At 60.0% G+C, this 13,744-nt stretch carries 12 protein-coding genes and 1 rRNA gene; 3 read left to right on the forward strand and 10 right to left on the reverse strand.

Annotated features, from left to right (window positions below; translation table 11 throughout):
* Nucleotides 1-62: 62 nt before the first annotated feature.
* Together KGB27_RS28600 and KGB27_RS28605 are read right to left on the reverse strand one after the other, a co-directional pair.
* Nucleotides 63-1,292 carry a Zn-dependent hydrolase gene (locus tag KGB27_RS28600; RefSeq protein ID WP_223557208.1) on the reverse strand — a complete coding sequence of 410 codons (1,230 nt, stop codon included), beginning with the start codon at nt 1,290-1,292 and terminating at the stop codon, nt 63-65.
* Between the two features lie 128 nt (nt 1,293-1,420).
* Nucleotides 1,421-2,731 (reverse strand): MFS transporter, encoded by a 1,311-nt coding sequence (locus tag KGB27_RS28605; protein ID WP_223557209.1) that lies wholly within the window; start codon nt 2,729-2,731, stop codon nt 1,421-1,423.
* 161 nt (nt 2,732-2,892) lie between these two features.
* Between KGB27_RS28605 and KGB27_RS28610 the strand changes: the two genes are divergently transcribed.
* Nucleotides 2,893-3,825: a LysR family transcriptional regulator gene (locus KGB27_RS28610; protein WP_223557210.1), complete on the forward strand. Its 933-nt coding sequence runs from the start codon at nt 2,893-2,895 to the stop codon at nt 3,823-3,825.
* Here KGB27_RS28610 and KGB27_RS28615 read toward each other — a convergent pair.
* The 6 genes from KGB27_RS28615 to KGB27_RS28640 all read right to left on the reverse strand — a co-directional run bounded on the left by KGB27_RS28615 (nt 3,822) and on the right by KGB27_RS28640 (nt 9,315).
* Nucleotides 3,822-4,433 carry an RraA family protein gene (locus KGB27_RS28615; protein WP_223557211.1) on the reverse strand — a complete coding sequence of 204 codons (612 nt, stop codon included), beginning with the start codon at nt 4,431-4,433 and terminating at the stop codon, nt 3,822-3,824. The genes KGB27_RS28610 and KGB27_RS28615 overlap by 4 nt on opposite strands.
* Entirely contained in the window at nt 4,426-4,818 is a 393-nt protein-coding gene (locus tag KGB27_RS28620) for a RidA family protein (RefSeq protein ID WP_223437932.1), read from the reverse strand. Before KGB27_RS28620 ends, KGB27_RS28615 begins: the two co-directional genes overlap by 8 nt.
* A gap of 18 nt (nt 4,819-4,836) precedes the next feature.
* Nucleotides 4,837-6,216, reverse strand: a complete 1,380-nt coding sequence (locus KGB27_RS28625; RefSeq protein WP_008028000.1) for an MFS transporter — start codon at nt 6,214-6,216, stop codon at nt 4,837-4,839.
* A 119-nt stretch (nt 6,217-6,335) separates the two neighbouring features.
* The gene (locus tag KGB27_RS28630) at nt 6,336-7,265 is read right to left on the reverse strand and encodes a 2-hydroxyacid dehydrogenase (protein ID WP_223557212.1); all 930 of its coding nucleotides are present in this window, start codon (nt 7,263-7,265) and stop codon (nt 6,336-6,338) included.
* On the reverse strand, nt 7,262-8,017 hold the full coding sequence (locus tag KGB27_RS28635; protein WP_008045063.1) for a class II aldolase/adducin family protein: 756 nt from the start codon (nt 8,015-8,017) through the stop codon (nt 7,262-7,264). The genes KGB27_RS28630 and KGB27_RS28635 overlap by 4 nt, the downstream gene beginning before the upstream one ends.
* Nucleotides 8,014-9,315 carry an MFS transporter gene (locus KGB27_RS28640; RefSeq protein ID WP_008028008.1) on the reverse strand — a complete coding sequence of 434 codons (1,302 nt, stop codon included), beginning with the start codon at nt 9,313-9,315 and terminating at the stop codon, nt 8,014-8,016. Before KGB27_RS28640 ends, KGB27_RS28635 begins: the two co-directional genes overlap by 4 nt.
* A gap of 156 nt (nt 9,316-9,471) precedes the next feature.
* Between KGB27_RS28640 and KGB27_RS28645 the strand changes: the two genes are divergently transcribed.
* Entirely contained in the window at nt 9,472-10,428 is a 957-nt protein-coding gene (locus tag KGB27_RS28645) for a LysR family transcriptional regulator (RefSeq protein ID WP_008028009.1), read from the forward strand.
* Between the two features lie 12 nt (nt 10,429-10,440).
* Here KGB27_RS28645 and mrdA read toward each other — a convergent pair whose 3' ends face one another.
* A complete protein-coding gene (gene mrdA, locus KGB27_RS28650; protein ID WP_207285999.1) occupies nt 10,441-12,333 on the reverse strand; it encodes a penicillin-binding protein 2 in 1,893 nt (630 codons plus the stop codon).
* Between the two features lie 265 nt (nt 12,334-12,598).
* On the opposite strand from mrdA, the gene KGB27_RS28655 reads away from it, so the two are divergent.
* Nucleotides 12,599-13,522 (forward strand): TIGR03571 family LLM class oxidoreductase, encoded by a 924-nt coding sequence (locus tag KGB27_RS28655; RefSeq protein ID WP_008028013.1) that lies wholly within the window; start codon nt 12,599-12,601, stop codon nt 13,520-13,522.
* Nucleotides 13,523-13,633: 111 nt separating this feature from the next.
* Here the strand turns inward: KGB27_RS28655 and rrf are convergent.
* Nucleotides 13,634-13,744: ribosomal RNA gene (gene rrf / locus KGB27_RS28660) — 5S ribosomal RNA — on the reverse strand; the annotation flags it as partial.

Below are 13,744 nucleotides of genomic sequence, written 5' to 3' on the forward strand. Positions count from 1 at the left end.
GTCAAACGTCGATGTTGTGCTGACGCCTTCGCGGGCAAGCCTCGCTCCTACAGGGATCGGGTTTATTCAGTTCTGCCGGCGCGGGACAGCACGGCGTTGAGCAGCACGTCGGTACCTTGCCGCACGTCTTCCGGCAGCACGTCTTCGGCTTCGTTATGACTCAAGCCGCCGACGCACGGGATGAACACCATCGCCGTCGGGCAGAACCGCGCCAGGTGAATCGCGTCATGCCCGGCACCGCTGACAATCGATTGCTGAGCGTAGCCCAGGGCATCCACAGCGTGTTGCACCGCCGCCACGCAGTCCGCGTCGAATGGTGTCGCCGGGCTGATCCAGTGCGGGGTGATCGTCAGGTTCAGGCCGCGACCGTCAGCAATCGCCTGCAGCCGCGCGCGCACTTGCTGCTCCATCGCGTCGATGGCGTCGTCGCGGTGATGACGCAGGTCGACGGTAAAATTCACCAACCCCGGAATGGTGTTGCGCGACGACTTGTTGATGCTCAACTCACCAACGGTGGTCAGGCCCTCCGGGGCGAAATCGGTGGCCAGACTTTCAATCGCCTGAATCATCCGCGCCACGCCGTACAGCGCATCCTTGCGCAGGGGCATCGGCGTGGTGCCGGCGTGAGCCGCCATGCCTTCGACCCGCACGTCGAGCCAGCGAATCGCCTGGCCGCCGCTGACCACGCCGATGCTCTTGGCGTTGTCTTCAAGGATCGGGCCTTGTTCGATGTGGGCTTCAAAATACGCATCCACCGCGCCGCCCAACGGACGCTCGCCGGCATAACCGGTGCGCCTCAGCTCATCACCGACGCTGATGCCGTCGACATCCCGCACCGCCAGCGCCGCGTCCAATTGCATGATGCCGGTGAACACCGCCGAGCCGAACATCGCCGGGGTGAAGCGCGCGCCTTCTTCGTTGGTCCACACCGCCACTTCCAGCGGCTTGCGGGTCTGGATGCCGAGGTCGTTGAGGCAGCGCACCACTTCGAGGCCGGCGAGCACGCCGTACACGCCGTCGAAGCGTCCGCCTTCAGGCTGAGTGTCGAGATGGCTGCCCATCATCACGGGCGCAGCGTCCGGGTCAGTGCCGGCGCGGCGGGCGAACAGGTTGCCGATGGCGTCCACGCTCAAGGTCATGCCGGCTTCGCGGCACCAGTGGGCAAACAGTTCACGACCGGCCTTGTCTTCATCGCTCAAGGCCAGGCGGCAACTACCGCCACGGGCAGTGGCGCCGATTTCGGCCATCGCCATCAGACTCGCCCACAGGCGTTCGCCATTAATCTTCAACATGAGGTTCTCCAAAAATATTCGAAACAACGATCCCCTGTAGGAGCCGGCTTGCTGGCGATGGCGTGCGTTCAGGCGATAAACATGTCGACTGACACACCGCAATCGCCAGCAAGCCGGCTCCTACAAGTTCAAATGGTGGCTAACTCAACGCGTTCAGCGTTGGCATGGCGACGGGCAAGGGACAGAACGCAAACCAGCGATGTGGCCGCAATCAGGCTGTAGAACAGCGCCATCGGCCACCATTGACCGGCGAATTTATGCGCCAGCAGCGTGCCGATCAGCGGCGTCAAACCACCGGCCACAGCGCCGCAGATCTGATACGCCAGCGAAATCGCCGTGTAGCGCACGCGGGTCTCGAACATGCCGCTGACGTACCCGGCGATCACCGCGTAGAACGACGCCATGCACACCACCGCCAGCGCGATGCCAAGGATGATCAGCGGTGCCTGGGCCGAGCTGACCAGCACGAACATCGGATATGGCGAGGCCATCGCCAACAACGACACCAGGCACAGGAAACGCGTGGCGCCGATTTTCTCCGCGAGCCACGCCGCCAGCGGCTGAATGCAGAACTGAATGATCGCCACCACAAACAGGCACTCGAGGATCAGCGAGCGCGGCAACTGCAGTTGCTGGGTGGTGTAGGCGATCATGAAGGTGTTGGTGAAATACACCCCGGCAATCCCCAGGGTGTTGGCGCCGATGCACAGCAACAGCGGACGCCACGCGGTGCGCAGGACTTCCATGACCGGCGCCTGCTCTTTACGCGTGCTCTTGGCGGCGAGTTCGCGACTGGCGAGGAATTCCGGTGACTCGTTCACGCCCAGTCGAATCGCCAGCCCCACCAGCAGCAGCAACGAACTGGCGAGAAACGGCAAGCGCCAGCCCCAGCTCATCAGGTCTTCTTCCGGCAAACGGGTGACCGCGCTAAACGCCAGCAGAGACAGGATCAAACCGGCCGGGCTGCCAAGTTGCGCAAAGGACGCGAAGAAATTGCGCCGACCTTTCGGCGCATGCTCGCCGGCCATCAAGACCGCCCCGCCCCACTCACCACCCACGGCAATGCCCTGGACGATGCGCAGCAGAATCAGCAGTACCGGCGCTGCTGCGCCGATCTGTGCATAAGTCGGCAGCAAACCGATGCAGACCGTGACCACGCCCATCATCAGCAAGGTGATGATCAGCGATTTCTTGCGCCCGATGCGGTCGCCGATGTGGCCGAAGATGATCCCGCCCAACGGCCGCGCGAAGAAGCCCACGGCGAATGTGCCGAACGCGGCCATGGTGCTGAACAGTTTGTCGTCGGAGGGGAAGAACAGCGCACCGAACACCAGCGCGGCGGCGGTGGCGTAAATGTAAAAGTCGTACCACTCGATCATGGTGCCGATGAAGGCTGCGGCTGCCGCACGACGTGGCTGGGAAGAAGCTGGGGGCTTCATGGTTCGGACTCCATTGATTGTTTTTTTGGCAGGAGAAAAGCAGTAAATCCAAGGCACTCTGACGGCGCCTGTCTGGGAGTGATTTATCGTCCCGGGGCTATGATTAGTCAATTTTCTATTTATTATGCTCAGTATTACTACAGCTTATAATCGAGAGCCACATGGTCGAACGCGATGTGCAACGCCTGCTCAATGACCGACTGGACTGGAACCTGCTGCGCACCTTTCGGGTGATCGGCCAGGAGCTGAGCATCAGCCGCGCCGCCGCCCGCCTGCACCTGACACAACCCGCCGTGAGCCAGGCATTGAAGCGTCTGGAAGAACAACTCGGCCGCCAACTGATCGCCCGTCGCGGTCCACGTTTTGCCCTGACCGAAGTCGGCGAGCAGATCTTCGCACTGGCCGGGGAAATCTATGGGCAGATGTCCCAGGTCAGCAGCGTGCTGGAGCAACCGGCCGACGAAGTGATCGGCAAGGTGCGCCTGCTGATCATCAGCCGGATCTACTCGGAACGCTTCGATGACTTCCTCGCGGACTTCCATCGGCAGCACCCGCGGGTCGATCTGGAGGTGGACGTGATGCGCAGCTCCGACATCGTCAGTGCGCTTCAGGAAAAAACCGCGACGCTGGGGCTAAGCCTCAATCGCCGTCCGCAACCGCGCCTGGAGCAACGGTTGTTCCTGCGTCAGCGCTATGCGTTTTTCTGCGGCAAGCATCATGCGATGTTCGGCCAGCAGAACGTCGATCAAGGGGATTTGCAGCGGGAGAATTTCGTCAGTTTTACCAGCGACCAGATCGGCGGCATGCTCTCGCCGCTGACGATTTTTCGCGATCAGCAGGGCTTCAGCGGACGCATCGTGGCGTCGTCACCGAGCCTGGAAGAAGTCCGGCGACTGGTGATTGCCGGGTTCGGTATCGGCTGTTTGCCCGAGCACGTGGTGGCGGCGGACGTCGACGCCGGATTGCTCTGGCGCCTGCCGCCCCACGAAGGGATTGCCGACGTGGACATTCATTTGCTGTGGAACCGCGAGCAGCGCATGAGCCGGGCCGAGACGATGTTCATCGAGAGCCTGCAACGCTGCCTGACGGCTTAGACGCGCAACACCTGCGCGACCGGTTCACCGGCGCGCAAACGTTCGAGCAAGCGCGGTTCGGCATGATCGGATGCCAGTGCCTGATCGATGACACCGGCCGCAGTGTGCCAATCGAGAAACAGCACGCCGTTGTCGTCCGCCAGCACCAGATCACCCGGCTGCACGGTGACGCCTGCGCAGTGAATCGGCTGGTTGATCTGGCTGTCGCCGCGACCGTGCAGCTTGGTGGTCAGCAGGCTGGTGCCGCGAGCGAAGACCGGCAATCCGCCCTCTCGCAGCTCCAGCAAATCAGTCACGGCGCCGTCGACCACGATGCCCGCCGCCCCGGCACAACTCGCAGCACAACTGGTCACCGCGCCGACCGGTGCGTGTTGCCAATCGCCGCCGGTGTCGATCACCAACACGTCGCCCGGCTTTATCAGCGCCAACGCCCGGTTGACGGCAATGGCATCGGCACCCACCAATTTCAGGGTTAGCGCACGGCCCACCAGTTTCACATTGGGCACCATCGCCCGCAGTTGCGAGTCGGCAAAACCCGCCTCCAGAAAATGGCCAAGGGTTGGAAAGCTCACCGCTTTGAACTGCTCGATCAACTGTGATTCATCCATGCTGCGGCTCCCTGGCAATCACCTCGGCCACACAGTCGATTTCCAGCGACACGCCCCACAGCGCCACGCACACCGTGGTTCGCGCCGGCGGCGCATGGCCGAGAAACTCGCGATACACCGCATTGAACGGCTCCAGTTGCGCCGGATCGGTGAGGTACGCGTTGACCTTGATCACGTGGCTGAAACCCGAGCCGGCTTCAATCAGGATTGCTTCGAGATTGCGCAAGGTTTGCCGCACTTGCTCGGTGAAATCGGCGGGCTGCTCATCGAGTGTGCTTTGGGCCGGAATCTGCCCGGCGGTGAACACCAGATGGCCGCTGACCACCGCTTGAGAGTAAGGCCCGACCGGGCCGATGAAGCCGGGAGCGGATTGAATTCTGCGCATGCTGTTGAGCTCCATGAATCAGGCCGCAGCCGATTTGAAAGGTTTGCGAACGGGTTGATCGGCGGCCGGACCCGCCGCCGGGATTTCGCTGATGTCGCGCTTGAACGTCTCGGTCAGCAGCAACAGCGCCAGCAAGGAAATCAGCGCCGCGCCGATCATGTACCAGGCCACCGACGAGCCTTTTCCGGTCGCTGCGAGCAACGCAGTGGTGACGATGGGCGTTGCGGCGCTGCCGAGCAGGCCGGACAGCATGTAGCTGATCGACAGTCCCGAATAACGCACGCGGGTGCCGAACAACTCCGCCAGGAAAGTCGCGATAGGCCCGTAGTTGGCGGCGAATGCGGTCATCAACAGCAAGTAGCCGAAGATCACCAGCGACAGCTCCTTGGTGTCCATCAGCCAGAACATCGGGAACGCGACCAACGCCTCGGCAACGATGCCGGCGACAATGATCGGCTTGCGGCCGAAACGGTCCGACAACGCGCCGAACACCGGCAGCATGACGATGCACCAGGCACAGGACAGCAGCACCACGCCCAGCATCACGCTGCGACTGAAACCGAGATTCTGCGTGCCGTACGTCAGGCCGAACGCGACGATGATGTTGAACGACGCGCCGGTCGACATCGTCGCAATACCGCCGAGCACCACTTGCTTCCAGTACTTGCGAAAGACTTCGGCCAGCGGCATTTTCACTTGGACTTCGGCTTCCTTGACCTTGTTGAAGGCCGGGGTTTCGGCGATGTTCAAGCGGATGTACAAACCCACGGCGATCAGCAGCACGCTGGCCAGAAACGGAATACGCCAGCCCCAGGCCAACAGGTCCTCAGGCGACAGCCACGCGGCGATCACCAGGAACGCCAGGTTGGCAATCATGGTCCCGGCCGGGACGCCGATCTGCACCCAGGAACCGTACAGGCCGCGCTTGTTGGCCGGTGCATGTTCCACCGCCATCAACACCGCCCCGCCCCACTCACCGCCCAGCGCCAGGCCTTGAATCACCCTCAGCAATAACAACAGGATCGGCGCCCATATCCCGATGGCCGCGTAATTGGGTAACAAGCCGATCGCGAACGTGGCGGCGCCCATGGTCAACAGCGAAATCAACAACATTGACTTGCGACCCAAGCGATCACCGAAGTGCCCGAACAATGCCGCACCGACAATCCGCGCCAGATACGCCGAAGCGAAGGTGCCGAATGCCAGCAATGTGCCGATCAGCGGCACGAAGTCCGGGAAGAACACCTTGTTGAAGACCAGCGCCGACGCGGTGGCAAACACAAACAGGTCGTACCATTCCACCGTGGTGCCGATGACGCTGGCCACGGCAACTTTTTTCATGCTGATTGCAACTTCCGGTGGGGCACCGGACTTTTCTGCGGACGATAGATCGCTCATCACTGACTCCAGGAATTCTTCAGAACTCGTTTATTTAATTGTTTTGACTGGCAGTAAATCGTTTGAGAGTGAGGGATTGTTGTTATGTATCGCCCAACTGAGTGGGCGAGTTTTTATATTCAGTAACCCAGTAATCGGTCCGCGTTATTCAATAAAGGTTCGCCGGCATTTAAACGGCGGAAGTTCTCCGCAACTTGTTCGGCAATGCAGTCGTGGGAGGCCGCCGAAGCCATGTGCGGTGTGATCGTCACACCGGGCATTGTCCAGAGACGGTGATCAACCGGTAGTGGTTCTTGCTCGAAAACATCCAGCAGCGCGCCGCGCAGTTTTCCTCGTTTCAGGGCGTGTTCGAGGTCGTCGATATTGAGATGACCGCCCCGGCCGCAATTCACCAGCGCAGCACCATTGGCCAATTGTTCGAAAGTTGAATGACCAAGAATGCCGCGGGTTTCGCTGGTCAGCGGCAACAAGTTGATCAGCAACTCCACACCCTCAAGAAACGGTTTCAGGCTTGCCGCACCGGCGAAGGTCTGCACGCCGTTTATCGTCTTGTCACTGCGCGCCCAACCACGAACGTCATAACCGGAAGCGGCCAGATCCTGAGCGATGGCGCTGCCCAGCGATCCCAGCCCCATCACTCCCACCTTGAATTGCCCCGCCGCCCGTTGCAGCGGCCGCTCCCAGCGCTGCTCCTGTTGCTGCAACAGCACATGATCGAAACCACGGTGATAGTGAATCACCGCCCAGCGTACGTATTCGGTCATGCCCTGACGGTGGCCGGGATCGACCACCCGGCACACCGGCAGATCCGGGCACGACGGGTCGTGATCGAGGTGATCAATGCCGGCCGCCACCGAGTGAATCACCTGAAGGTTCGGTAACGCGGCGAGGCTGCCCGGCAAAGGGAACCAGCACGCGGCAATCTGCGCATTTTTGGCCAGCGGATCATCCGCCAGCACGGTGGTGAGCTGCGGCGCGCTGCGGGCGAACGCGGCTTGCAGTTGCTTGAGCAGCAAGGTGTCGCGGGACAGCAAAACCACGGTGTTCATGACAGATAGGACTCGCGCTGGGATTCGATCAGAGTTAAAGCGGCCTCCCAGGCCAGGTCGATGATGTTGTCCTGCTCATCGCGGTCAAACTGCTCGGCGGTGTGTGCACACACTTCCGGCGACGGGTAATGCAACGCTGAACCGCCGGCCAGCGCCGCCACCTGCGCCTGACAGGCCCGCTCCAGAAAGTGGATCTCCTGGAACGCCTGAGCCACGCCGGAGCCGCCGACCAGCAAACCGTGATTGCGCAGGATCATTGCCCGGTGCGGCCCCAGATCAGCAATCAACCGCTCGCGCTCATCCAGCGACAACGCGATGCCTTCATAGGTGTGATACGCCAACTTGCCGTAGAACTTCAGCGCGTGCTGACTGATCGGTAGCAAGCCCTGTTTTTGCGCCGCAACGGCCATGCCGGCGGCGGTGTGGGTATGGATCACGCAATTCAGGTCCGGACGGGCCATGTGGATCGCCGAATGAATGACGAACCCTGCGGCGTTGACCCGATGACCTTCGTAATGCGGGTCGACGACGCGCCCTTCCTGATCGATGCGCACCAGATCCGAGGCGCGCATGCGGTCGAAAATCACCCCATAGCGGTTGATCAGAAAGTGATGCTCAGGCCCTGGAATCCGCAGGGTGATGTGGGTGTCGATCAAATCGGTCATGCGAAAGTGCGCGACCAGCCGATACAGCGCAGCCAGTTCGCAACGGGCCTTCCATTCAACCGGGCCGATGTGTTCAGGTTTACTCACGAATACACCTCTTTAGCAGCGTGGGTGACGACCGGGTTGGCGCGCAGGCGGGCCAGCCCGCAAACACCGATCAGGGACAGGGCCGAAAGCAAGGTGAAGAACACCGCCAACGGCAGCCATTGTCCGGAAAACTTGCTCGCCAGCAGCGTGCCGATCAGCGGCGTGGTGCCGCCGGCCAGTGCACAGCTCAACTGGTAAGCGATGGAAATGCCCGAGTAGCGCAGGTGCACCGGGAACGCCTGGGTCATGTAACCGGCGATCACCGCGTACAGCGCCGAAAGGATCACTACTGCGAGGGCGATGCCGAGGGTCATCAACAGGATGTTTTGCGTGCCCACCAGCAAGAACATCGGGTACGGCGTGACCATGCACAGCAGCGCAACGAGCTTGAGAAAACGACCTTCGCCGATGCGCTCGGCGAGCAGTGCGCTGAGCGGTTGCGAGAGCAACTGAATGACGGTCACCAGGAACAGGCAATCGAGAATCGTCGAGCGTGCGATGCCCTGATACTGGGTGACGTAGGTGATCATGAAGGTGTTGGTGAAGAAGAACCCGGCCGAGCCGATGGTCACTGCGGCGGCAGCGAACAGGATCTGCCGCCAGCACGTGCGAATCACGTCTTTCACCGGGTATTTGGCGGTCTCGTTGTTATCCCGCGCCTTGGCGAATTCCGGCGACTCATGAACGCCGGAGCGGATCATCAGGCCGACCATCATCAGCACACCACTGGCGAGGAACGGCAGACGCCAGCCCCAGGCGAGGAAGTCTTCGGGTTCGAGTGATGTCACCAGGCGAAAAGCAATCAACGCCAGTAACAAACCGGCCGGGCTGCCGAGTTGGGCGAATGATGCGTAGAAGGTTTTGCGCTTGGCTGGCGCGTGTTCACTGGCCATCAACACGGCCCCACCCCACTCGCCTCCGACGGAAATGCCCTGGATCAAACGCAGCACGATCAGGCCGATCGGTGCCCAGATACCGGCGCTGGCGTAGCTCGGTAGCAGACCGATGCCGGCAGTTGCCACGCCCATCAGCGCCATCGTCACCAGCAACATTTTTTTGCGGCCCAGACGGTCGCCCAGGTGTCCGAAAACCATGCCGGCCATGGGACGGGCGATGAAGCCGACGGCGAAACTGCCAAAAGCTGCCAGAGTACTCATCACCGGGTCGCTGCTGGGGAAGAACACTTGCCCAAGCACCAACGCCGCCGCGGTGGCGTAAATGTAAAAGTCGTAGAACTCGATGGTCGTGCCAATGAAGGCAGCGGCCGCCGCTCGACGCGGCTGTGCGGTGGTGTGCATGCAAGGACCCTGTGTATTTATAGTTTTGGGCAGGTACTGAAGGCTGTTTACGGTTGCGCTCTGTGGCGCTTGTGGGCTTTATCGCTTCCATGCCAGGATTAGTCAATTTTCATATTCTTATCTTTACTATTAGCGCTGCTACTACATGGGATTGTCATGACTTCCACTAACCCCTGGGTGGGCCGACGTTTTCTGAATGATCGTCTCGACTGGAACCTGCTGCGCACCTACCTTGTGATCGGCCAGGAAGGCAGCATGAGCCGTGCCGCAGCGCGGTTGCACATCACGCAGTCAGCCGTCAGCCAGGCGTTGAAACGGCTGGAAGAACAACTGGAATGCGTGTTGATTGCCCGTAGCGGGAGACGGTTTGACCTGACGGAAACCGGGGAAGAGGTCCTGCGCATTGCGACGGATATCTACGGCGATATTTCGCGATTGGGCACTGTGGTGGAGAGTCGTCACGATGACGTGGTGGGCAAGATCCGCATTCTGACCGTCAGCGGTGTTCAGGCGCGGCATTACGACGAGTTCCTCGCCGATTTCCATGAAACGCACCCGAAAATCGAGCTGGAAGTCGAGGTGATGGGCAGCTCGAACATCATCAGTTCGTTGCTGCAGAAGACCGCGACCATTGGCGTCGGCCTGTGTCGTTTACCGCAGCCGCGCCTGGAACAGCGGGTGCTGTTCCGCGAGCGTTATGCGTACTTTTGCGGGCAGCGTCATCGGCTGTTCGGACAAGAGAATCTGACGCTGGAACAGCTCGCCGCAGAAAACTTCGTCAGTTTCACCAGCGACCAGCTCGGCGGTAATCTTTCACCTCTGACGCTGTTTCGCGACCAGCAGGGTTTTACCGGCAAGATCGTTGCTTCATCGACGAGCTTCGAAGAGATTTACCGATTGATTTGCGCAGGTTACGGGATTGGCTGTCTGCCGACGCATTTGGTGAAAAGGGATGTCGAGCAAGGGTTGCTGTGGCGATTGCCGCCGGAGGATGGGGTGGTGGATTTTGATATTCAGCTGCTGTGGAATCGTGAGCAGAAGATGAGTCAGGCGGAAACCGTGTTCCTCGAAAGCTTCCAGCACATGCTCAGCATTCGTGAGCCTGTGCTGTGAAGCCTTGATCGGTTAAACGTGAGGATCGCCAGGCGCTTTGCTCGGCGTGGCGTATTGCGGTTTCAGGTGACCGTCCTGATCGAGTAACCAGGCGTCCATGATCTGTCGCACCACAGGCCCGGCGACGCGACCGCCGGCCTCGCCGTTTTCGATCATCACCGAGATGACAATCTTCGGGTGCTCGGCTGGCGCGAAGCCGACAAACAAGGCGTTGTCGCGGTTCCGCTCCAGGGTTTTCGCCCGGTTGTAGCGCTCACCCTGTTTGATCGCGACCACTTGCGCGGTACCACTTTTCCCGGCGATACGATATTGCGCACCTTGGGCCGCCGCACGGGCGATCCCGCGAGCGTCGTGCATCACCATTTGCATGCCGTGGTTGACCTGCTCCCAGTCACGCGGGTCTTTCAACAGGATGTTTGGCATCGGATGCTCATCCACTGGCGTCACACCATCCACGGTCTTGGCCAGGTGCGGACGGTTCCAGACACCTTTGTTGGCGATCAGCGCGGTGGCTTGAGCCAGCTGCAGCGGCGTGACCTGCATATAACCCTGGCCGATGCCGAGGATCACCGTTTCGCCGGGGAACCACGCCTGACGGCGCGTGGCACGCTTCCAGGCCTGAGACGGCATCAAGCCGGCAGACTCTTCGAACATATCCAGCGAGACCTTCTCGCCAAGCCCGAACATCGCCATGTAGTCGTGCAGGCGATCGATGCCCAGCTTGTGCGCCAGGTCGTAGAAGTAGGTGTCGTTGGAGCGCATGATCGCCGCGTCCATGTCCACCCAACCGTCACCGCTGTGGTTCCAGTTACGGTATTTGTGATCGAAGTCCGGGAGCTGGTAATAACCCGGGTCGAAGACGCGGGTTTGCGGGGTCACGACACCCGCATCCAGGCCGGCAATCGCCACTTCAGGCTTGATGGTCGAACCAGGCGCATAAAGACCGCGCAGCACGCGGTTGAACAGCGGCCGGTCGATGGAGTCATGCAGTGCCGCGTACTCCTTGAAGCTGATCCCGGTCACGAACAGGTTCGGGTCAAAGCTTGGCTTGCTGACCATGGCCAGCACTTCACCGGTCGATGGATCGAGCGCGACCACTGAACCACGACGATCCCCCAAGGCTTCTTCGGCGGCTTCCTGAAGTTTGACGTCGAGGCTCAGGACGATGTTTTTACCGGGCACCGGATCGGTGTGTTTGAGCACTCGCAGCACGCGACCCTGGGCGTTGGTTTCGACTTCTTCGTAACCGACGTGGCCGTGCAATTCTGATTCATAAAACTTTTCAATCCCGGTTTTGCCGATGGATTGGGTGCCGCGGTACTCGACAGTGTCCAGGGCCTTGGATTCTTTCTCGTTGATTCGACCGACGTAGCCGATGGAATGGGCGAAGTGCGCGCCCATCGGGTAATGGCGAACGAACTGCGGCTCAACGTCGATTCCGGGCAGGCGGAATTCGTTGACGGCGAGTACGGCGATTTGCTCTTCACTGAGTTCGTAGAACAGCGTGACGGGCACAAAGGGGTGGCGCGCCTGCTTCATCGCCTTGTCGAACAACGTCCGGTCTTCAGCGGGCAGGTGCAGGAGATTGACCACCTCATCCAGTTCTTCTTTGACGTCAGCGGCGCGTTCACGGGTGATGGTCAGGTTGAAGCTGGGGCGGTTGTCGGCGAGGACCACGCCGTTGCGGTCGTAGATCAATCCGCGCGTGGGGGTGATCGGCAATACGTGGACGCGATTGTTTTCGGAGATGGTCGAGTGATAGTCAAACTCGACCACTTGCAGCACGTACATGCGCACCACCAGTGCGCAGGTGATAGCGACGACGAACAAGGCGCAAGCCATCAGTCTTTTGTTGACCAGGCGCGTCTCTTTTTCGTGGTCCTTGATCGGTATCGGTTGGGGCATTTCTGCAGCTGCTCTTTAACTAAAAAGGGGCGCCGATCCGTAGGCTTGAAATCAGTCCGTTAAAAAAACGAGCTGCACCATACCAAAAACCGTGCGGTCACTTTAGTGCGATTTCCTCTAACGGTTGTCCTTGAGGGCCAAAACGACGGTTGGTTTTTTCTGACTCGTGCGGTTTGTTCAAAATTGATATTCCCATTCATGCATTTTTCTTGCAGATAGGCCTGTGGATACTGGGTGCATGTCATTCCCTGTTTGGAGTCATTTCATGCACCCACGATTTACACGATTACTCGGCTCGAACGGTTTTTCCATTGGGCTGGAGCTGCCACTGGATAACGATTGGTCCAGCGACGGCCAGCGCCGACGAATTGCCGAAGACCGCCCTTTCGGTGTTCCGGATCTGAAGCAACATGCAGCGATGGCGAGGCTGGCGGACAAGGCTGGGTTCCGTGCTCTGTGGGTCCGCGATGTACCGGTTTACGACCCGAATTTCGGCGATGCCGCACAGGTTTTCGAAACCTTTTCCTACCTTGGGTACCTGGCCGGAATCACCGACAACATCATGTTGGGTACGGCGGCGGTTGTACTTCCATTGCGTCAGCCTTGGCTCACCTTGAAGTCAGCAAACAGTGTTGATGAGTTGAGCGATGGGCGTTTACTGCTTGGCGTGGCCAGTGGTGACCGGCCTATGGAATATCCATTGTTTGGGGTCGATTACGATCAGAGGGGAGAGATTTTTCGCGACACGGTGGAGTTGTTGCGCGACCAGGGTGAAGGCCGCCTGCCTGAAGGTGCGCACTTGCTTCCGCAGCGAGATGAAGCGGCTCCATTGTTGGTGGCAGGTCTTGGTCAACAATCACCCGCATGGATTGGTGAGCACATGGATGGCTGGCTCGCCTACCCGGGCACGCCAGATGAGCATCGGCGTCGGGTCGGGTTGTGGCGCGAGGTGGGTGGGGATAAACCTTACATCAGCTTTGTCCACCTTGATCTGGCAGCCAATCCCCACGCCCCTATGCGACGTGTGCGTTTCGGCGGCATTTGCGGGCGGTTGGCGTTGATTGATGAGCTTCAAGCATTACGTGAAGCCGGGGTACAACATGTTGGCCTGCATGTGCGTCGTAGCGAACGCCCGGTTGCCGAGGTTATTGAAGAGATTGCTGAATACGTTCTGCCAAAGTTCCACTGACAATGCAGTGCCTTCAAGGGCCGCCAATGTGGCTGCCCTTTTTTTTTCGCCACTTTCCTGCGGGCAAAACAAAACCCCAACTGCTTTCGCAATTGGGGTTTCGGAATTTAATCTTGACGATGACCTACTCTCACATGGGGAAACCCCACACTACCATCGGCGATGCATCGTTTCACTGCTGAGTTCGGGATGGGATCAGGTGGTTCCAATGCTCTATGGTCG

The organism is Pseudomonas sp. BF-R-01, assembly GCF_019946615.1.
GTDB lineage: Bacteria > Pseudomonadota > Gammaproteobacteria > Pseudomonadales > Pseudomonadaceae > Aquipseudomonas > Aquipseudomonas migulae.

Bases quoted from the DNA above. Each gene is read 5' to 3' on its own strand.
- KGB27_RS28620 (WP_223437932.1), bottom strand. From the start codon at position 4,818: ATGCGCAGAATTCAATCCGCTCCCGGCTTCATCGGCCCGGTCGGGCCT.
- KGB27_RS28640 (WP_008028008.1), bottom strand. From the start codon at position 9,315: ATGCACACCACCGCACAGCCGCGTCGAGCGGCGGCCGCTGCCTTCATT.
- KGB27_RS28605 (WP_223557209.1), bottom strand. From the start codon at position 2,731: ATGAAGCCCCCAGCTTCTTCCCAGCCACGTCGTGCGGCAGCCGCAGCC.
- KGB27_RS28600 (WP_223557208.1), bottom strand. From the start codon at position 1,292: ATGTTGAAGATTAATGGCGAACGCCTGTGGGCGAGTCTGATGGCGATG.
- KGB27_RS28625 (WP_008028000.1), bottom strand. From the start codon at position 6,216: ATGAGCGATCTATCGTCCGCAGAAAAGTCCGGTGCCCCACCGGAAGTT.
- mrdA (WP_207285999.1), bottom strand. From the start codon at position 12,333: ATGCCCCAACCGATACCGATCAAGGACCACGAAAAAGAGACGCGCCTG.
- KGB27_RS28645 (WP_008028009.1), top strand. From the start codon at position 9,472: ATGACTTCCACTAACCCCTGGGTGGGCCGACGTTTTCTGAATGATCGT.
- KGB27_RS28610 (WP_223557210.1), top strand. From the start codon at position 2,893: ATGGTCGAACGCGATGTGCAACGCCTGCTCAATGACCGACTGGACTGG.
- KGB27_RS28630 (WP_223557212.1), bottom strand. From the start codon at position 7,265: ATGAACACCGTGGTTTTGCTGTCCCGCGACACCTTGCTGCTCAAGCAA.
- KGB27_RS28655 (WP_008028013.1), top strand. From the start codon at position 12,599: ATGCACCCACGATTTACACGATTACTCGGCTCGAACGGTTTTTCCATT.
- KGB27_RS28615 (WP_223557211.1), bottom strand. From the start codon at position 4,433: ATGGATGAATCACAGTTGATCGAGCAGTTCAAAGCGGTGAGCTTTCCA.